15 protein-coding genes and 1 pseudogene are annotated in these 19,198 nt (G+C 72.1%); 13 read left to right on the top strand and 3 right to left on the bottom strand.

From position 1 onward, the window contains the following. Positions 1-457: 457 nt before the first annotated feature. The 11 genes from AB0J72_RS24025 to AB0J72_RS24075 all read left to right on the top strand — a co-directional run bounded on the left by AB0J72_RS24025 (position 458) and on the right by AB0J72_RS24075 (position 11,482). Positions 458-1,654: a hypothetical protein gene (locus tag AB0J72_RS24025; RefSeq protein ID WP_363402187.1), complete on the top strand. Its 1,197-nt coding sequence runs from the start codon at positions 458-460 to the stop codon at positions 1,652-1,654. Between the two features lie 114 nt (positions 1,655-1,768). Beyond that, positions 1,769-2,287 carry a hypothetical protein gene (locus AB0J72_RS24030; protein ID WP_363402188.1) on the top strand — a complete coding sequence of 173 codons (519 nt, stop codon included), beginning with the start codon at positions 1,769-1,771 and terminating at the stop codon, positions 2,285-2,287. 115 nt (positions 2,288-2,402) lie between these two features. Further along, positions 2,403-3,215: a hypothetical protein gene (locus tag AB0J72_RS24035; RefSeq protein ID WP_363402190.1), complete on the top strand. Its 813-nt coding sequence runs from the start codon at positions 2,403-2,405 to the stop codon at positions 3,213-3,215. A gap of 169 nt (positions 3,216-3,384) precedes the next feature. Then, positions 3,385-4,347, top strand: coding sequence for an ATP-binding protein (locus tag AB0J72_RS24040; protein ID WP_363402192.1), 963 nt, complete (start codon positions 3,385-3,387; stop codon positions 4,345-4,347). A 15-nt stretch (positions 4,348-4,362) separates the two neighbouring features. After that, positions 4,363-4,755, top strand: coding sequence for an SCO5389 family protein (locus tag AB0J72_RS24045; RefSeq protein ID WP_363402194.1), 393 nt, complete (start codon positions 4,363-4,365; stop codon positions 4,753-4,755). Beyond that, positions 4,745-5,797 (top strand): LLM class flavin-dependent oxidoreductase, encoded by a 1,053-nt coding sequence (locus tag AB0J72_RS24050; protein WP_363402196.1) that lies wholly within the window; start codon positions 4,745-4,747, stop codon positions 5,795-5,797. Before AB0J72_RS24045 ends, AB0J72_RS24050 begins: the two co-directional genes overlap by 11 nt. A 161-nt stretch (positions 5,798-5,958) precedes the next feature. Next, entirely contained in the window at positions 5,959-6,903 is a 945-nt protein-coding gene (locus tag AB0J72_RS24055; RefSeq protein ID WP_363402198.1) for a metal ABC transporter substrate-binding protein, read from the top strand. Beyond that, entirely contained in the window at positions 6,896-7,711 is an 816-nt protein-coding gene (locus tag AB0J72_RS24060; RefSeq protein WP_363402200.1) for an ABC transporter ATP-binding protein, read from the top strand. Before AB0J72_RS24055 ends, AB0J72_RS24060 begins: the two co-directional genes overlap by 8 nt. Then, positions 7,704-8,564 carry a metal ABC transporter permease gene (locus AB0J72_RS24065; protein ID WP_363402202.1) on the top strand — a complete coding sequence of 287 codons (861 nt, stop codon included), beginning with the start codon at positions 7,704-7,706 and terminating at the stop codon, positions 8,562-8,564. The genes AB0J72_RS24060 and AB0J72_RS24065 overlap by 8 nt, the downstream gene beginning before the upstream one ends. Beyond that, positions 8,551-9,438, top strand: a complete 888-nt coding sequence (locus AB0J72_RS24070) for a metal ABC transporter permease (RefSeq protein WP_363402204.1) — start codon at positions 8,551-8,553, stop codon at positions 9,436-9,438. The genes AB0J72_RS24065 and AB0J72_RS24070 overlap by 14 nt, the downstream gene beginning before the upstream one ends. Positions 9,439-9,481: 43 nt before the next feature. Next, positions 9,482-11,482 (top strand): amino acid transporter, encoded by a 2,001-nt coding sequence (locus AB0J72_RS24075; protein ID WP_363402206.1) that lies wholly within the window; start codon positions 9,482-9,484, stop codon positions 11,480-11,482. A 117-nt stretch (positions 11,483-11,599) separates the two neighbouring features. Here AB0J72_RS24075 and AB0J72_RS24080 read toward each other — a convergent pair whose 3' ends face one another. Continuing rightward, on the bottom strand, positions 11,600-15,211 hold the full coding sequence (locus tag AB0J72_RS24080; protein WP_363402208.1) for a hydantoinase B/oxoprolinase family protein: 3,612 nt from the start codon (positions 15,209-15,211) through the stop codon (positions 11,600-11,602). 92 nt (positions 15,212-15,303) lie between these two features. On the opposite strand from AB0J72_RS24080, the gene AB0J72_RS24085 reads away from it, so the two are divergent. Beyond that, entirely contained in the window at positions 15,304-16,359 is a 1,056-nt protein-coding gene (locus AB0J72_RS24085; RefSeq protein ID WP_363402209.1) for an NAD(P) transhydrogenase subunit alpha, read from the top strand. Here AB0J72_RS24085 and AB0J72_RS24090 read toward each other — a convergent pair. Beyond that, positions 16,339-16,896 carry a hypothetical protein gene (locus AB0J72_RS24090; protein WP_363402211.1) on the bottom strand — a complete coding sequence of 186 codons (558 nt, stop codon included), beginning with the start codon at positions 16,894-16,896 and terminating at the stop codon, positions 16,339-16,341. The two genes, AB0J72_RS24085 and AB0J72_RS24090, sit on opposite strands and share 21 nt — an antisense overlap. 33 nt (positions 16,897-16,929) lie before the next feature. Here AB0J72_RS24090 and AB0J72_RS24095 point away from each other — a divergent pair, with 33 nt between their 5' ends. After that, on the top strand, positions 16,930-18,909 hold the full coding sequence (locus AB0J72_RS24095) for a universal stress protein (protein WP_363402213.1): 1,980 nt from the start codon (positions 16,930-16,932) through the stop codon (positions 18,907-18,909). A gap of 13 nt (positions 18,910-18,922) precedes the next feature. Here the strand turns inward: AB0J72_RS24095 and AB0J72_RS24100 are convergent. Then, positions 18,923-19,198, bottom strand: a pseudogene (locus tag AB0J72_RS24100) (signal transduction protein); the annotation flags it as partial.

Genomic DNA, 19,198 nt, shown 5'->3' on the forward strand with positions numbered 1-19,198 from the left:
AGGCCAAACTGCTATGTGGCGGTATGGTTTACGGCATTGCAGAAACGAAGAAGATCGTCATTTTCGGCACACCAATAGGTGTGATCTGGGTCACTCCAGGTCTGCGCCGATATGCCCGATCCGGGGCTTACGTGGGTTTTCTGAATCGTACTGCTTCTTAGCCCTGACTTAAGACAGCTAAAGGTAGCGGTCTGTCTATCCCTCAAGGATTCATTCCCTCGTCAAGCCGTGGCATGCTTCGAACGGAATGGTTAACGGCACGGTCTCGGGCGGCGCCAAAAGCGCCGGTCATCGCGCGGCCAATTCGGGTTCGCCGGAATGGACAAACGCGTGTACCGCAGACAAAGGAAAGTTGCAGTTAGGTATGGAACCCCAACCGACTTTCACGCCGACAAGATCCGACAGGCCAATGGCCGTCGACGGACGGATGTCGACTGACCGGGAGGATTCCCACAGCATGAACCAGCACTCCACCTCGCACGACTTCGCCGACGGGACCCACGTCTCCGCCGACGAGTCCCCGCTCCACCCCGCGCAGACCCTTTCGCACTCCGCCGCCGGCCGCAGCTCGCGGCGCCGCGCGGGTGTCGGCATCGTGGCGATGGCACTGCTCGCCACGGGCGGCCTGACCGCGTGCAAGGACACCCTCCCCGCCTATGGGGCGCAGCCCGGTGCCACCGCGAGCACGGGCGGCACCCCGTCCGCGTCCGCCGGCGTGGGTAGCCCTTCCGCTTCGGCCACCCCGGGGACCTCGGCTTCGGCGTCGCCCACCGCTTCGGCATCGCCCTCCGGCTCCAAGTCGCCCACGCCGACGGGCAGCAGCACGACGACGCCGGGCGCGGGCGGCAGCCCGACCTACACGGTGGCCGGCTTCCCCGCCGCGAACAACACCGGCTACCCGCAGGGCCTGCCCGGTGACACGCGCAAGAAGGTGACGCTGACGCCGTACACCGGACCGATGACGATCACGGTCGCCGGCACGGTCATCGACGGCAAGGACATCAACGGCCACATCGAGATCAAGGCCAAGAACGTGACCATCCGCAACAGCCGGATCCGCGTGGCCAACGTCCAGGCCGTGACCTCCACCGACGACAACAACAACCTGCGCATCGAGGACACCGAGATCGACGGCCAGCTCAAGGACGCGTCGACCGGTGGTATCGCCCTCATCGGCCGCACCGGCTACAGCCTCCTGCGGGTCAACGCCCACGGCTCCGGCGACATCCTGCGCATCGACGGCCGCGGCACGGTCCAGGACTCCTGGCTGCACGACCCGGGCGGCTCCGGCTCCGCCCAGCACAACGACGTGATCCAGTCGACCAACGCGACGTACGTCCGCATCCTGCACAACCGCCTGGAGAACCAGCACACCCAGACGTCCTGCATCCTGCTCAAGGCCGACATCGGCCCGATCAGTGACGTGGTCGTCGACAGCAACCTGATGAACGGCGGCGGCTACTCGTTCTACTGGTACGACGCCGGCTACAAGATCACCAACGGCAAGGTCACGAACAACAAGTTCATGCGCCAGTCCGGCGGCGGCTTCTGGCCCAAGGGCGGCTACTACGGCACCCAGGCACTGAACGCCTCGACGCTCCCCACGTGGAGCAACAACACCTGGGCCGACAACGGCCAGCAGATCGGCAGGTAAGTCAGACAGAACCACCAGTCAGGGGGCGCGACCCGGAACTCCGGGCCGCGCCCCTGACTGTTCAGGCACAGCGGAAGCTCGAACTCAAGGTCGAGGCGTGGTACAGAATGGGCCGTGACCAGTGATGCGTTGGCGTCCCTGACGGCGCTTGCGGGATCGCCGCCGGCGCCGGCGCGGCCCGTGCCGCAGGAGACGCTCGAGACCGTGTTCGGCCTGCCGCTGCCGGTCGACTATGTGCGGTACGTGCGCACCGTGCCGCCGGGGGTCTACCGTGACACGCTCGCGGTCGACCAGCCCGACGGTGACGGCTCGACGGCCGAGCTGGAGGCCGCCCTGGACTTCCGTCGCGGGCAGCTGCGCGACGACGAGGCTCCGGAGCAGCTCGTCCCGTGGGCGGCCCTCGGCCGCGATTATCTGGTCTGCTGGATCGCGGACGGCGACGTGGCTGACGACTGGCGGGTGGCCGTCTACGAACCCAACCCGTTCACCGGCGGCACGGTGCATCCCTTCGCCGGCGGCTGCGTCGACTTCGTGCTGGCGTTCGCGGCCGGCGCCACCGGCCTCGCCGTGCTCGACTACGTCTACCGGCACGACCCGGACCCGCTGTTCACGGCTTTTCTCGACCGCCGCTGAGCGACGCCGTTCGACACGGTCACTGGAGGTACGTTCCCACATCCGCGGCGGTGTGACACGCCGGATGCGCGGACCGCCCGATGGGTCGTGGCGTGTGTTGAACTGGGGTGTGCAGATGCGTCCGGCAGAGTTGGCGGCGATCCGTGCCGGTGATGTCGATGTGGCGTTCCGCCGGTGGGACCGGCCTCGGGTCAAGGTCGGCACCCAGATGCGTACCGCGGTCGGGCTGGTCGAGATCACGTCCGTCGACCGTGTGCCGGTGAGGTCGCTGACTGCCGCGGACGCCCGCCGGGCCGGTGCGGCGTCGCTGGTCGCGCTGCGGGAGGGGTTGGACCGCGTCCACCCGGAGCGTCCGGTGTATCGGATCGGGCTGCGGTACGCGGGCGCGGACCCACGGCACGCGCTGCGGGAGTCGGTGCCCGACACCGCCGAGATCGACGCGATCGTCATATGGCTCGACCGGCTCGACCGTGCCTCTTCGACCGGGCCCTGGACCCGCCAGGCGCTGCTGCTGATCGACGAGCTGCCGGCCACCCGGGCGCCCGACCTCGCGCAGCGGATGGGGCGCGACACCCTGTCGTTCAAGCAGGACGTGCGCAAGCTGAAGGAGCGCGGCCTGACGGAGTCGCTCGACATCGGGTACCGGCTCTCGCCGCGCGGCGCCGCCGTCCTGGACCACGAGGGTCATCCCCGGCCGTCCCGGGACCGGCCGGTGCCCGAGCCGGGCATCCCGCTGCCGCACATCGGCGCGGCCGCGACGCGTGCGCTGACCGCACTCGGTGTGGTCCGGCTCGAACAGGTGGCCGGCCTCAGCGAGCGCGAGGTGCTGGCGCTGCACGGCGTCGGGGCCTACGCCCTTCAACACCTGCGAGCAGCGCTGGACGCGGCCGGGCTGAGCTTCCGCGACGATCCAGACGCATCGTCGTAAAACCGTGGTTCAAGCATTCACGCGTGCGAATGTGTTCACTTCCTGTCGCGCGCGATGAAACGCGCCTGGCATCGGGCGGAAGTCGGTGGTCACGCAGTCGCGGCGCCGGAAGGGCTGAATCCGGGCGAACCGCTTGACGGTGAAAATGAAAACCGATACCACTTAGGTGGTGAAGACAGCGTTTGTGGGCAAGGGCGGCAGCGGCAAGACGACGCTGGCTGCGCTCTTCGCCCGGTACCTTGCCCAGCAGCACGTCCCGCTCCTGGCGATCGACGCGGACATCAACCAGCACCTGGCCGTGGCGCTCGGCGCCGACCAGGACGAGGCCGCGCTGCTGCCAGCGCTCGGCGACCACCTCGACGAGATCAAGGAGCACCTGCGCGGGGACAACCCGCGGATCGCCTCGGCCGCGGCGATGCTGAAGACCACGCCGCCCGGCGCGGGGTCGCGGCTGGTCGGCGTCGGTGACGGCAACCCGATCTACGACCGCCTCGTCCGGCCGGTCGGTGGCGTCCGGCTCGCGGTGACGGGCCCGTTCGCCGTCGACGACCTCGGCGTCGCCTGCTACCACTCGAAGGTCGGCGCGGTGGAGCTGCTGCTCAACCACATGGTCGACGGGCCGGGGGAGTACGCGGTGGTGGACATGACCGCCGGCGCCGACTCGTTCGCCTCCGGGCTGTTCACCCGCTTCGACCTGACGTTCCTGGTCTGCGAGCCGACCGTGCGCAGCGTCGGGGTCTACCGGCAGTACACCGGCTACGCCCGCGACCACGGGGTGCGCGTCGCCGTCGTGGGCAACAAGGTCGACGACCCCGGCGACGTCGCGTTCCTGCGCGACGAGGTCGGCGACGACCTGCTGTGCTGGATCGGCCGGTCCGCGTTCGTGAAGGCCGCCGAACGGGGCAGGCACCTGCCGATCGGCGAACTGGAGGCGGGCAACGCCGAAGCCCTGCGCACCATGCAGGCCGCGCTGGACGGCTGCGGCAAGGACTGGCCCCGGTACGCCGCGCAGGCCGCCGAGTTCCACACCCGCAACGCGACGGCCTGGGGCAACGCCCGCGCCGGCGCGGACCTGACCGCGCAGATCGACCCCGACTTTGTCCTGCAGCCGGCGACCGTCGCCGCGCACTGACCGAAGGAGCACACGATGTCACTCGACGTCCCCACCGCACTGCTGGAGCGGGCCGAGGCCGGCCCCGTCGACGATGCCGAGTTCGTCGCCTGCGTGCGCGACTCCCTGCCGTACGCGTGGACGGTCATCAGCGGCGTCGCCGGCGACCTGCGCGCGTCCGGCGGCGACTTCGCCGACCACGAGGTGCCGCCGCCGAGCGAGGCCGAACGCGGCCAGCTGCTGCGCGCCCTGGCCAGCGACGCGATCCGCGGCGGCCTGGAGCGGCACTTCGGGGTGAAGCTCGCGTTCCAGAACTGCCACCGGGTCGCCGCGTTCACCCCGGCGGCGGTCGGCGGCGATCGGTACCAGGCGTTCGTCTCCCCGCGCGGTCAGCTGCTCAACCAGTCACCGGAGCTTCGTGACTGCTGACCCGGGCATCGGCCCGGCCGGCGGGGTGTTGCGCGTCGACGCGTTCCTGCTGGCCGGGCAGTTCCCCGGCGCCGGCCACGCCGACGCGCTGCGCGCCGCGGTCACCTACGCCCAGGCGGCCGAGCGGGCCGGCTTCGACGGCGTCTGGCTCGCCGAGCACCACTTCGTCACGTACGGCACCTGCCCGTCCGCCGTCGCCATGGCGGGGTTCATCCTCGGCCGGACGCACCGGCTGCGGGTCGGCACCGCCGCGGCGAACCTGTCCAACCGGCATCCGGTCGCCCTCGCCGAGGAGGCGGCGCTGCTCGACGCCGTCTCCGGCGGCCGGTTCGATCTCGGTGTCGCCCGCGGCGGCCCGTGGGTCGACCTCGAGGTCTTCGGCACCGGCCTGGACCGCTACACCCCGGACGGCTTCGCCGAAGCCCTCGACGTCCTGCTCGCCACGCTCAGCGGCGCCGGTACCGTCCGCGGCGAAGGAGCAAGGTTCGGCTTCCGTACCGTCCCCGTCGTACCGCGGCCGCCGCATGCACTGCCCGTCTGGGTCGCCGCGACCTCACCCTCCACCGTGGACCTCGCGGCAGGTCGCGGGCTGCCGCTGCTGCTCGGCGTGCACGACACCGACACCGGCAAGGCAGACCTGATCCGGCGCCACGCCCAGCCGGGCGCCGGACACGTCTCGGCGCATCTGGCGTACGTCGCGGACACCACCGCACAGGCCGAGGACGTCCTCCGCGACACGCTACCCACGTGGCTGGCCAGGGCGGGCGAACACGTCCGCATCGACGGCACCACCACGACCCGGAACCTCGCCGACTACGTCGAACACCTCATGGCCATTCACCCGATCGGGCCACCCGACCGGTGCGTGCGGCGGCTCGCCGACACGCTCACCGGCACCGGCGTCCGGCGGGTGCTGCTCATGGTCGAGGCCGGCGGTACACCGGAGCGGACGATCCGCAACATCGACCGGCTCGGCGCCGAGGTGCTCCCCGCGCTGCGCCGCCTGCCGACCGCCGCTCAGCCTTCAGCCGGGCAACGATAGCCCGCACCGCCTGCCTGCACTGCCTTCCTGCGCCGGCGTGCCTTTTGGCATGCGCACATTGCGATGCGACGGCTCGTTATTGAAAATGAAAACGAGTAGCGTCTGGCTCGCTCGGGCGGCTGACCGCCCGAAGGACGACTCGTATCCGAGGAGCAACCGATATGAAGCTGCGAACATTCGCAGTCGCCGCCACGCTCGCCAGCCTGGCGGCCGGGCTCGCCGCGTGCGGCGACGACGCGGGCACGACGGCCCAACCCGCGAACGCCGCCGGCGCCAAGCTGGCCGTGGTCGCGACCACCACCCAGGTCGCCGACTTCGCCCGCAACATCGGCGGCGACCGGGTCGCCGTCACGCAGCTCATCAAGCCCAACATCGACCCGCACGACTACGAGCCGACCCCGGCCGACCTCACCGCCATCGGCGCCGCGAAGGTGCTCGTCAAGAACGGCGTCGGACTGGAAGGCTGGCTCGACGCGACCATCAGCTCCGCCGGGTTCAAGGGGACCACGGTCGACGCCAGCACCGGCGTGAAGATCCGCCAGGGCGAGGGCGACGAGGCGGACCACGGCGACCCGCACATCTGGCACGACCCGCGCAACGCCAAGCTGATGGTGCAGACCATCGAGAAGGCGTTCAGCGCCGCCGCGCCCGCGGACGCCGCGACGTTCGCCGAGCACCTCGCCGACTACAGCGCCAGGCTGGACCAGCTGGACGCCGACATCGCCGCGAAGATCGGCAAGCTGCCCGCCGGCGACCGCAAGCTCGTCACCAACCACGACGCGTTCGGCTACTACATCGACCGGTACCAGCTGCAGTTCGTCGGCTCGATCATCCCCAGCTTCGACACGTCCGCCGAACTGTCCGCCAAGGACGTCGACGACATCGTCGCGAAGATCAAGCAGAGCGGCACGAAGGCCGTGTTCTCCGAGAGCTCGCTGCCGCCGAAGACCGCCGAGGCCATCGCCCGGCAGGCCGGCGTCAGGGTCGTCGCGGGCGAGGACGCGCTGTACGGCGACACCCTCGGCCCAGAAGGCTCCGCCGGCGACACCTACCTCAAGATGGAAACCCACAACACCGACACCATCGTCAAGGCGCTCGGTGGCTGAGCCGGCGCCGGGACCGGCGACGCCGACGGCCCTCCCCGTCGGCGTCGCCCTGCGCATCGAGCACGCCACCGTCGCCTACGACGGCACCCCCGCCCTGGAGGACGTCGACGCGCAGGTCCTCCCCGGCGAGACCGTCGCGCTGATCGGCCCCAACGGCGCCGGCAAGTCCACCCTCATCAAGGCGGTCCTCGGCCTGGTACCGGTGACCGCCGGCACGATCACGGCCCTGGGGAAGCCGCCGGCCGCGGCCCGCCGCGACGTCGCGTACGTCCCGCAGGCCGACACTCTGGACCCCGAGTTCCCGATCTCCGTGGCGCAGGTCGTGCTCATGGGCCGCTACCGCCGGACCGGCTGGCTGCGCCGGCCCGGCCGCGCCGACCGGCGCATCGCCGCGGAGGCCCTCGCCCAGGTGGGCCTCGCCGACCGGGCCAAGGCCAGGTTCGGCACCCTGTCCGGCGGGCAGCGCCAGCGGGTGCTCCTCGCCCGGGCCATCGCCCAGCAGCCCCGGCTGCTGCTGCTGGACGAGCCCTTCAACGGCGTCGACGCGCTCAGCCAGGACGCGCTGCTGACCGCGATCGCGGCACTCAAACGCCACGGCGCCGCCGTCGTCATCAGCACCCACGACCTGACCCTGGCCCACCTGGCCTGCGACGCCGCCTGCCTGCTCAACCGGCACATGTACGGGTTCGGGCCGGTCCACGACGTGATCACCCCCGCCCTGCTGCGCGCCACGTACGGCAGCCAGGCCCTGGAGTTGCGCGGCGACCGCGTCATCGTCGCCCAACCGATCGCGAACCGCCATGCGTAGCGTCCTCGTCGAGCCGTTCACCACGCCGTTCATGGGCCGCGCCCTCGCCGAACTGCTGCTCCTGGCACTGCTCGCCGGCGTCGTCAGCACGTTCGTGCTGATCCGGCGGCTCGGGTTCGTCGCCGACACCATGACCCACACCGTCTTTCCCGGCGTCGTCATCGGGTTCCTCGCCGGCGGCGCCGGCGGTGTGTTCCCCGGCGCGCTCGTCGCCGCGGCGGTGACCGCGGTGCTGCTGACCCTGCTCACCCGGTCCCGGCGGGTCACCGACGACACCGCCCTGGCCGTCCTGCTCGCGGCGATGTTCGGCGTCGGGGTCGTCCTCGTCTCCCGCCGCAGCTCGTACAGCGCCGACCTCACCGCCTTCCTGTTCGGCCGGCTGCTGGCCGTCACGCCCACCCAGCTCGCCCAGACCGCGGCCGTGACCGGGGTCGTCCTGCTCACGCTCGGCCTGCTGGCCAAGGAGCTGCGGCTGCGGGCGTTCGACCCGCAGACCGCGGCGGCCATGGGCTACCGCGTGTGGCTGCTGGACCTGCTGCTCAATCTGGCCGTCGCCCTCGTCGTCGTCGCGGCCGCCCAGTCCGTCGGCACCATCCTCATGGTCGCGCTGCTCGTCGTCCCCGCCGCGACCGGCCGGCTGCTCTCCGACCGCCTCGCGGTGATCGCCGCCGTCGGTGTGCTGGCGGCGGCGGGAGCCGGATACGCCGGCCTCGTCGTCAGCTACCACGCATCCGTCACGTACGGGCTGCGACTGGCCAGCGGCGGCACCGTCGTGCTGGCCCTCGTCGCCCTGTACCTGCTCGCGCTGCTCGTGCCGCTCGTGCGTCGGAGGCCGTCCGATGTCGTGGCTTGACGTGGCCTTCAACCGCGCCCTGGTCGAAGCGGTCCTCATCGGCGCCGCCACCGGCCTGCTCGGCGTCCAGGTGGTGCTGCGGCGGCTGTCGTTCTTCACCATGGCGATGACCCACGCCACCTTTCCCGGCGTCGTCGTCGCCGCGGTCGTCGGTGTCGACCTCTACCTCGGCGGCGCCACCGCCGGGGTCCTCGCCGCCCTCGCCGTCGTCGCGCTGTCCCGGCGGCGCGGGCACGACCCGAGCACCGCGACCGCCGTGGCGCTCGCCGCCGGGTTCGCGCTCGGCGTGGTGCTGCTGTCCGCGCAACGCGGCTTCACCAAGGACCTCACCGCGTACCTCGTCGGCTCGATCCTCACCGTGACCACCGAGGACCTGTACGTCGCCGCGGCGGTCACCGTCATCGTCGCCGCGGCGCTGAGCGCCGGCCACAAGGCGCTCGTCTACACGGCGTTCGACCGTGCCGGCGCCCGGGCCGCCGGCTACCGCACCACCGCCATCGACCTGGGGCTCCTGCTGCTGATCTCGGCGGTGGTCGTCACCGCCGTGCCCGCCGTCGGCACCATCCTCACCCTCGCGCTCGTCGTCGCCCCAGCCGGCGCGGCCCGGCTCTGGACCGACCGGATCGCCACGATGACCGCCGTCGCCGTGGGCCTCGCCGTTGCCAGCACCATCGGCGGCCTGCTGCTGTCACGCAGCTGGGACGTCGCGGCCGGCGCGGCGACCAGCCTGGTCGCCACCGGCTGCTTCGCCGCCTCGATGCTCGCCGGACCGCGCCGCGGCCTGCTCGCCCGGTGGCTGCGCCGCCGTCGCCGCCGCGGACCGGACGAGGGCTTCCCTCTGGGCGGCGGGAGGGCACGGATACTCGTACCGTGATCACGGCGGGAACCGCCGCTCGCACGGCCTGGGAAGAGGACGCATGGGGACCACGGAGGACGCCGTAGAGCTGGACGAGTACGCGCCGCCGGCGGCGGTGCAGACACCGGCTCGACGGCCGCCGCGCGGCGGTCCGGTGGCCCGGTGGCTGTTGCGGCACCGGGTGCAGCCGGTCGGGCCGGCGGCGGGGGAGGCGCACGCCGAGCAGCACGCCTGGTGGAAGGTGATGTGCCTGACCGGCGTCGACTACTTCTCCAGCCTCGCCTACGTGCCGGCCATCGCGGCGACCGCCGCCGGGGCGCTGTCGCCCCTCGCGACGCTGCTGATCGTGGCGCTGACCCTGTTCGGGATGCTGCCGATGTACCGGCGGGTCGCGAAGGAGAGCCCGCACGGCGCCGGGTCGGTGTCGATGCTGGAGCAGCTGCTGCCGTTCTGGCGCGGCAAGATCTTCGTGCTGGTCCTGCTCGGGTTCGTCGCCACCTCGTGGATCATCACGATCACCCTGTCCGCGGCCGACGCCAGCCTGCACGTGCTGGAGAACCCGCACGCCCCGGGCTTCCTGCACGGCCACGCCGTGGCGCTGACCGTGATCCTGCTGCTGGTGCTGGGCGGGGTGTTCCTGCTCGGGTTCAGCGAAGCGGTCAGCGTCGCCATCCCGCTCGTCGCGGTGTTCCTCACCCTCAACGCGGTCATCGTCGTCGTCGGCGTGGTCGAGGTGGTCACCACGCCGGGCGCGTTCTCCACCTGGACGACCGCGCTGGCCGCCGGCGGCACCGGCTTCACCGACCTCGCACTGCCGGCCGTGCTGGCGTTCCCGCTGCTCGTGCTGGGCCTGTCCGGCTTCGAGACCGGCGTGAGCATGATGCCGCTCGTCGCCGCGGAGGGCGAGGACCCGCAGGAGCGGCTGCGGGCGCGCATCCGCAACACCCGCAAGCTGCTGACCGTGGCCGCCGCCATCATGAGCGTGTACCTGCTGGCCAGCAGCTTCGTCACCACCGTGCTCATCCCGCCGGCCGAGTTCGCCGAGGGCGGCCAGGCGAACGGCCGGGCCCTCGCCTGGCTGGCGCACGAGCAGCTCGGCGAGGTCTTCGGCAGCGTGTACGACCTCAGCACCGTGCTCATCCTGTGGTTCGCCGGCGCGTCGGCGATGGCGGGCCTGGTCAACATCGTGCCCCGGTACCTGCCCGGCTACGGCATGGCCCCGGAATGGGGCCGGGCGGTGCGCCCGGTGGTGCTCGTCTACACCGCGATCACCGTCGCCATCACGATCGCGTTCGGCGCCGACGTCGACGCCCAGGCCGGCGCGTACGCCACCGGCATCCTCGCCATGATGGTCTCCGGTGCCTTCGCCGTCACCGTGTCAGCGTTCCGGCAGCGGCACAAGGCGGCCGGTGCCGGCTTCGGCCTGCTCACCGCCGTGCTGGCGTACGCCCTGGTGGAGAACATCCGCGACAAGCCCGACGGGCTCGCCATCTCCGGCATGTTCATCGCCGGCATCATCACCATCTCGCTGATCTCCCGGGTGTCACGCACGACGGAGCTGCGCGCGGACCGCATCGAGTTCGACGACACCGCCCGCCGGTTCATCACCGACACCATCGCCTACGACGGCCGGATCAACCTGATCGCCAACCGCCCCGGCACCGGTACCACGGCCGAGTATGCGGAGAAGGAGCTCGAACAGCGCGGCGAGAACGCCGTCCCCGGCTCCGCCGACGTGATGTTCCTCGAGGTCACGGTCGTCGACCCGTCGAGCTTCAGCGACACCCTCACCGTCCGCGGCGCCGAGGTCGACGGGCACCGCGTCCTGCGCGCCGAGGCCCCGGCGGCACCGAACGCCATCGCCGCGATCCTGCTCGCCCTGCGCGACACCACCGGCGTCCGCCCGCACTGTTACTTCGCCTGGGCCGAGGGCAGCCCACTGGTCCACATGGTCCGCTACTTCCTCCTCGGCCGCGGCGACACCGCCCCCGTCACGCGCGAGATCATCCGCGAGCAGGAACCAGACCCGCACCGCCGCCCCGGCATCCACGTCGGCGCCTGACCCCCCAGACGGCGATGCCCGCGGCAGGCGCGGGCATCGCCGTCACACCCTTCGCCGCGTGCCGGCGGCGCATCGGCCGGTCGACGAGCGCGGCGGACGCACGCAGGCGGTCGAAGCTCATGAGGTGCCGTATCCGCCGCCGCCCGGTGTCTCGATGACCAGGACGTCGCCTGGCTGGACGTCGACGGAGCCGCAGCCGGCGAGGTGGACGACACTGCCGTCGGCGCGTTCCAGCCGGTTGGTGCCGAGCGCGCCGGGTGAGCCGCCGGCCAGGCCGTATGGCGGGACGCGCCGGTGGCCCGACAGGGTGCTGACGGTCATGGGCTCGCGGAACCGGATGCGGCGCACCGCGCCGTCGCCGCCCCGCCACCGGCCGTCGCCGCCGCTGCCGTGCCGGACGGCGAACTCGTCCAGGAGCACCGGGAAGCGCCATTCGAGGACTTCGGGGTCGGTCAGCCGGGAGTTCGTCATGTGGGTCTGCACCACGGAGGCCCCGTCGAACCCGTCGCCGGCGCCTGAGCCGGAGGCGACGGTTTCGTAGTACTGGTGCCGCTCGTTGCCGAAGCTGACGTTGTTCATCGTCCCGGACCCTTCGGCCTGGACGCCGAGCGCGGCGTAGAGCGCGCCGACGATCGCCTGTGACGTCTCCACGTTTCCGGCGACCACGGCCGCGGGGTGGACGGGCGCGAGCATCGAACCGGCCGGCACCACGATGCGCAGCGGGCGCAGGCAGCCGTCGTTGAGCGGGATCTCGTCGGTCACCAGCGTCCGGAAGACGTACAGCACCGCCGCGGTGACGACCGACGAGGGTGCGTTGAAGTTCGTCGCGAGCTGCGGTGACGTGCCGCTGAAGTCGATCGTCGCGCCGCGTCCGGCGTGGTCCACCGTGATCCGGACCGCGATCGCCGCCCCCGAGTCCATCTCGTAGCGGTACTCGCCGTCGCCGAGGGCGTCGATGACGCGCCGGACCGCCTCCTCGGCGTTGTCCTGGACGTGCCGCATGTACGCCTGCACCACGTCGAGGCCGAAGTGGTCGATCATCCGTCCGACCTCTTCGACACCCTTGGCGTTCGCGGCGATCTGGGCGCGCAGGTCGGCGAGGTTGGTCGCCGGGTTCCGGGACGGGTACGGCGCCTCCGTGAGCAGCCGGAGCGTCTCCTCCTCGCGGAACCTGCCGTCCTCGACGAGCGGCCAGGTGTCGAACAGCACGCCCTCCTCGTGGACGTCGCGGCTGTTCGCGGGCATGGAGCCGGGCGTGAGCCCGCCGATCTCCGCGTGGTGGCCCCGGGAGGCCACGTAGAACAGCACCTCGGACCCGTCGGCGCCGAAGACCGGGGTGACGACGGTGATGTCGGGCAGATGGGTGCCGCCGTGGTACGGGTCGTTGATCGCGTACACGTCGCCGGGCCGCATGCCGGCGCGGCGGCGACGGATGACCTCCTTGATGCTGGCGCTCATCGAGCCGAGGTGCACAGGGATGTGCGGCGCGTTGGCGATGAGACTGCCGTCCGGGTCGAACAGTGCGCACGAGAAGTCCAGCCGCTCCCGGATGTTCACCGACTGCGCGGTCGACTCCAGCCGGGCGCCCATCTGCTCGGCGATCGACATGAAGAGATTGTTGAAGATCTCCAGCAGGACCGGGTCGACCTGGGTGGTCGCCTCGGCGGCGGTGTCGCCCGGCCGCATCCGTTCCAGCAGCAGGTGGCCGAGCTTCGTCACCGCCGCCCGCCAGCCGTCGTCGACCACCGTGGTCGCGTCCGCCTCGGCCACGATGGCCGGACCGCCGACGGTGTCGCCGGGGCGCAGGCGTTCCCGCTCGTACAGCGGCACCTCCCGCCATGCTCCGCCGGTGTACAGGCGGGTCGTGCCGATCGGCCGTGCGGCGGCGCGTCCGGGCGCGCCGGCGGGACCGTCCGGCCGGGAGAGGTCCGGCGGTTCGGTCAGCCCGACGGCCTCGACCGAGACCGCCTCGACGATCAGCGGCCGGTCCATGAGGTACGCGTACATGCGCCGGTATGCCGTCCGGAACGACGTCACCATCGTGTCCAGGTCGGTGAGCTCGACCGGCAGCGCGGTGTCGGTGCCCTCGAAGCGCAGGTGCACACGCCGGTGCACCCGGATCCGCCGGGCCGGGACGTCCTCGTCCAGCAGCTGCGAGCGGGCCGCCGCCTCCAGCGTGTCCGCGACGCCGACCAGCCGTCGCATCGCCGCGGGCTCCAGGCGGCGCTCCACCGACTGTTCGCGCATCGCGGTGGTGTCGGCGAGACCGATGCCGAGCGCGGACAGCACACCCGCCATCGGCGGCACGAGCACGGCGCCGATACCCAGCGAGTCGGCCACCGAGCACGCGTGTTGCCCGCCCGCGCCGCCGAACGTCGTGAGCACGTATCCGGTGACGTCACGGCCCTGCTGCACCGAGATCCGTTTCACCGCGTTGGCCATGTTCGCGACCGCGATCTGCCGGTACCCCTCCGCGACCTGCTCCGGCGTGCGCTCGTCACCGGTCCGCTCGGCGATGGCCGCGCTCAGCTCGGCGAACCCGCGTCGCACCACGCCGGCATCCAGCGGCTGGTCACCGTCGGGCCCGAAGACCTGGGGGAACGTCGAGGGCTGGATCCGGCCGAGCATCACGTTGGCGTCGGTGATGGTGAGCGGCCCGCCGTTGCGGTAGCAGGCCGGCCCGGGGTTGGCACCCGCGGAGTCCGGCCCGACGCGGTAGCGGGCGCCGTCGAAGTGCAGGACCGACCCGCCTCCCGCCGCGACGGTGTGAATGTCGATCATGGGGGCGCGCAGCCGTACCCCCGCGATCTGGGTGTGGAAGACCCGCTCGTACTGGCCGGCGTAGTGCGACACGTCCGTGGAGGTGCCGCCCATGTCGAAGCCGATCACCTTGTCGAAGCCGGCCAGCTGCGACATGCGCGCCATGCCGACGATGCCACCGGCCGGACCGGACAGGATCGCGTCCTTGCCGCGGAAGTGCCCCGCCTCGGCCAGGCCCCCGTTGGACTGCATGAACATCAGCCGTACGCCGCGCAGCTGCTCCGCCACCGCCTCGACGTACTGGCGCAGCACCGGCGACAGGTACGCGTCGACGACGGTGGTGTCGCCGCGGGGCACCAGTTTCATCAACGGGCTCACCTCGCTGGAGCACGAGACCTGGTCGAAGCCGACCCGCTCCGCCAGCCTCCCGATGTCCCGCTCGTGCGCCGGGTACAGGTGGCTGTGCAGGCAGACCGCCGCGACAGCATGGATGCCGCTGTCGTGCGCCCGTCGCAGGTCGTCGGCCAGCCGGTCGAGATCCGGCGGGCGCAGCACGGTGCCGTCGGCCGACATCCGTTCGTCCACCTCGATCACGCGCTCGTACAGCACGTCCGGTGTCACGATCTGCCGGTCGAAGATGCGTGGCCGGTTCTGGTAGCCGATGCGCAGCGCGTCGCCGAAGCCCTCGGTGATGACCAGCGCGGTGCGTTCGCCCCTGCGCTCCAGCAGCGCGTTCGTGGCGACCGTGGTCCCCATCCGCACCGCCTCGATCTGGTCCACCGGTATCGGCGCCGCGTCGGGAACGCCGAGCAGCGCCCGGATCCCGGCGACCGCCGCGTCGGCGTAGCGGGCCGGGTTGTTCGACAGCAGCTTGCGTGTCACCAGCCGGCCGTCGTCCGGCCTCCTGGCGACGATGTCGGTGAACGTGCCGCCACGGTCGATCCAGAACTGCCACCGTCCGCCTACCATCGCGGGCCCTCCTCTTCCGGTGCCGGTGACGCGTCGCCGCTGGGGCACGGACGGGATACCGTTGGCGGAGTCTGCGGGGAGGCGAAATCCCGGTGGCACACCAGACGGTCGGCGTCTACAGCGAGACCGCGCCCGGCGAGCGGCGCGTGGCGGTCGTGCCCGCGGCCGTCCGTTCCATTCTCGGCCTCGGGCTCGTGGTCGTCGTCGAAACCGGCGCCGGGTGTGCGGCCTGGTTCCCCGACACCGACTACGCCAACGCCGGGGCGACGTCGTTGCCCCGCGCCGAGGTGTTCGACGCGGCCGACATCCTCATCGGTGTCCGGCCACCGAACGTCGCCGCGACCCACCGGTTCCGTGCCGGGCAGGCGCTCATCTGTCTCTTGCGACCGTTGTGCGTGCCGGATCTGGTCCGCCGGTGGGCCGAGCAGGGTCTCACCCTCATCGCCGCCGACCTGATGCCGCCCACTCCTGGCCGTGCGGGGCCGATGGACTTCCTCGGTGCGCAGGAACGGGTCGCCGGCTACCAGGCGGCGCTGACCGCCGCCGACGTCTTCGGCCGCTGCCTCTCCGGACCGGCTCGCGGCGGTGGCGCGGTGCGGCCCGCGCGGGTCCTCGTCATCGGCCGTGGACCCGCGGGTTACGAAGCCGCTGTCACCGTGCGCCGGTTGGGCGCGGTGGTCCACGTCTGCGAGGCCCGTCAACGATCGTGCGCGGACATCACGGCGGGCGTCCGGGACAGCGACATCGTCATCGCCACAGCCGAGATTCCGGGCCGGCAGCCGCCGGTGCTCGTGTCCGCGCGAGACGTGCGGACCATGCGGCCGGGATCCGTCGTGCTCGACACCACGACCGACGGGTTCGGCCGCGCGGTGGAACTCGCCGAGCCCGGCGCCACACGGGTGGTGGATCCCGGTGTCACGGTCGTCGGCGATGACAACCTGGCGTCCAGGACACCCACCGGCGCGTCGAATGCCTACGCGGCGGGCATCGCGGTCCTGCTCACGCATCTTGTTCACGATGGTCGGCTGTCGATCGACCTCGCCGATCCCGTCCAGGCCGCACTGGTGGTGGCGCACCATCGGGACATCCTCAACGACGCGGTGTGGCGACGGATCCTGGACGGGATCTCACTGGCGGGCCTGCCCTGATGCGAGCCGCGCCATGGAACCCGCGAGTTCGGCGCAGTGCGTGTAGTACCGGCAGGCCAATGCGGCGTCGAGCGCGGCGTCCACATCGACCGGAGCCGGCTCGTGCAGCAGCAGGTGGTCGAGCCGTTGCCGCAGCCGGCCCACCTCGGCACCGGCCGCCTCGATCCGCGCCTCCGTGCCGGCCCGCGGCGACGCCCCGGCGCCGCCCGTCGTGACCATCAGGTCGACGCAGACCCGGCCCATGCGGCCGACGACGGCCTGCACCTCGTCCGGCATCGCCGGCCGCGCCGGCCGCGACCCGGCGATCTCGGCCAGCCGCTTCACCAGCCCTGCGACGCACTCCGCGTCGGCGTTCACCTGCGCGGCGGCGAGGATCGCCCGCACAGCGCCGGCAGGCGCCGCGCCACTGGTCTCCCCGATCGCCAACGCCTGGTCGTCGACGGCCCGGCGCAGCGCGTACAACGCCTTCTCGGCGGCCTGCAGCGCGTCCGCGGCGGAGGGGCCGGAGTCCGACAGCGCATCGGTGACGTGCTCCACCGCGGCTCGTGAGCGCTCGATCACCTCGGCCTGGTGACCGCTGAGCCCGCTCGGTTCCTGAGGATTCCACACCCTGGGCTCCCGCTGGATGGTCCGCCGGATCGTGCGCGCCGGCCAGGCGCGCGACGTCACGCATGGCGAACTACCCCGGGCGCCGCGCACCAATCACCCGCGGACGTGCCGACGTCTCACCCAGCTCGACCGGGCATGCGGTGGACGATCACCCGGTCGGGTGGTCATGAACGTGGTCGTGTGGGCAACACGAGTCATTGGTACACCGGATCTGGTGAGCGAGGAACCATGCCGGGAGACATCGCGCCGATCGTGGTCGGCGTCGACGGGTCGGCGGCCAGCAGTGGCGCGGTGCGCTGGGCCGTGGACGAAGCGGCCCGGCACGGGTGTCCGCTGATGGTGGTTCACGCGCTGGGCATGCCGGTCCCCTTCGGTCTTTCCGCGCAGGAGCCTGCTCCCGCCCGCAGCGCGGCCGCACTCGCGCGCGGATGGGAGCCGACGGTCGAGGTCGGGACCGTCGTCGTCGCCGGCGAGCCGTCCGACGTGCTGTGCGAGCAGTCCCACCACGCTCGGCTGGTCGTGATCGGCAGCCGCGGGTTCGGCGGTTTCGCCGGCCTGCTGCTCGGTTCCGTCGGCATGCACCTGAGCTCGCGTGCCGCGTGCCCGGTGCTGGTCGTCCACCACGCCGAACGGTGGGCTGGCCCGGAGGCCTCGCTGCCGCGCAACGGCCCGGTCGTTGTCGGCGTCGACGGATCCTCCGGTTCCGTGTTGGCGCTCGAGCTGGCCTTCGAAGAGGCGGCCGCCCGCAATCTCCCGCTGGACGTCATCCGGGCCTGGCAGGTGCCGGACTCCGGCTCGGCCTCCGCCGAAGCGGCCGCGGGTCACGCGTTGGCCGCCGAGGTCGAGCCCTGGCGGGCGAAGTATCCCGACGTGGAGATCGATCTCCGGCTGCTGCCCGGCACCGCGGCCGAGGCGCTGACCCGCGCGTCGGAGCACGCCGTGATGGTGGTGGTCGGCGTCCGGGGACGTGGCGGGTTCACGGGATCGCGGCTGGGCTCGGTCAGCGGGCAGGTCCTGCACCACGCCGCCGGCCCGGTGCTCATCGCCCGCGCCGTGGGGGCCACGACCGGGACGGTGGCGGACCGGCCGTGCCGGCGAATCGGGGTGGGCATCGACGGCACCGAGCCCGGATGGACCGCCTTGTCCTGGGCCTGTGATGAGGCCGTGGCCGGCGCCGCCGACGTCACCATCCGTCACACCGATCCATCCCGACGGATCCGCGACGCCGGAACCGGCGAGTCGGCACTGGAGCGCGCCGATCCCTTGCTGGCCCGGCACCTGCACGCAGTCCGCGACCGCCTCGGCGGGCAGCACGTCGACTTCGAAGTCGCCGACGGCGGTGCCGTCGACGCCCTGCTGGACCTGGCCGACCGCGCCGACCTGATCGTGCTCGGCGCGGCTGTGCCGGCCCGTCTGGGACGCCTGTCGACCGCCTCCCGCGTCGCCGCCCACGCGCCCGTGCCAGTGGTGGTCGTGCCCGGACCGGCGCCGCCGCACCGTCAAGGGCCGTTCGCTGGGCACGTCGTCGTCGGTGTCGACGGCTCGGCCGCGTCGCACGCCGCCATCAGGTTCGGCTACCGGTACGCCCACCGACACCGCGTGCCGCTCGCCGCGGTCCATGTCAGTGCCCGGGCGGCGGGAGACTTCTGGTTCGACGAGACGACGCTGGAGACACACTTCGCCACCGAGCCGGAGTCGACCGAGCTCCTGGCCGTCGCGGTCGAACCGGTGTCAGCCCGGTTCCCCCAGGTGCCGCTCAAGCGCGCGGTCTTCCTCGGCCCACCAGTCGAGGGCCTGCGCCGCGCCGCCGACGGCGCCGTGCTGCTCGTCCTCGGCCGCCATGGACACCGCCTGCCGGCGCCACTTCGGCTCGGCTCGGTCAGCCGGGCATTTGCCGACCGGCCCCCAGGCGTGGTGGCCATCGTCGGATCACCCGGATGACCCGGCCGCACCCTCACCGACCGCCGTGCGGGCCGGACTGTGCGGACACCCGGACCTCGTTCACTCCCTGGGTGGTGCGCACCAGCGCCGTGGCGACCGCGAGCTCCATGTCGTTGTCGAAGCTGCCGTCGACGGTCGCCGTGGCGTCGTGGACCGCGACCGACCAGCGGTGCCGCCCGCCGGCGTAGCTGTCCAGGCGCCGCTGCGCCTCGCGCTGGGCGGAGTCGTCGGTGGGCAGGATCGTCCGGAGCACGTCGCACCGGCTGACGATGCCGATGACGTGCTCCTC

Origin of the sequence: Dactylosporangium sp. NPDC049742 (assembly GCF_040674675.1) — a bacterium.
GTDB lineage: Bacteria > Actinomycetota > Actinomycetes > Mycobacteriales > Micromonosporaceae > Dactylosporangium > Dactylosporangium maewongense.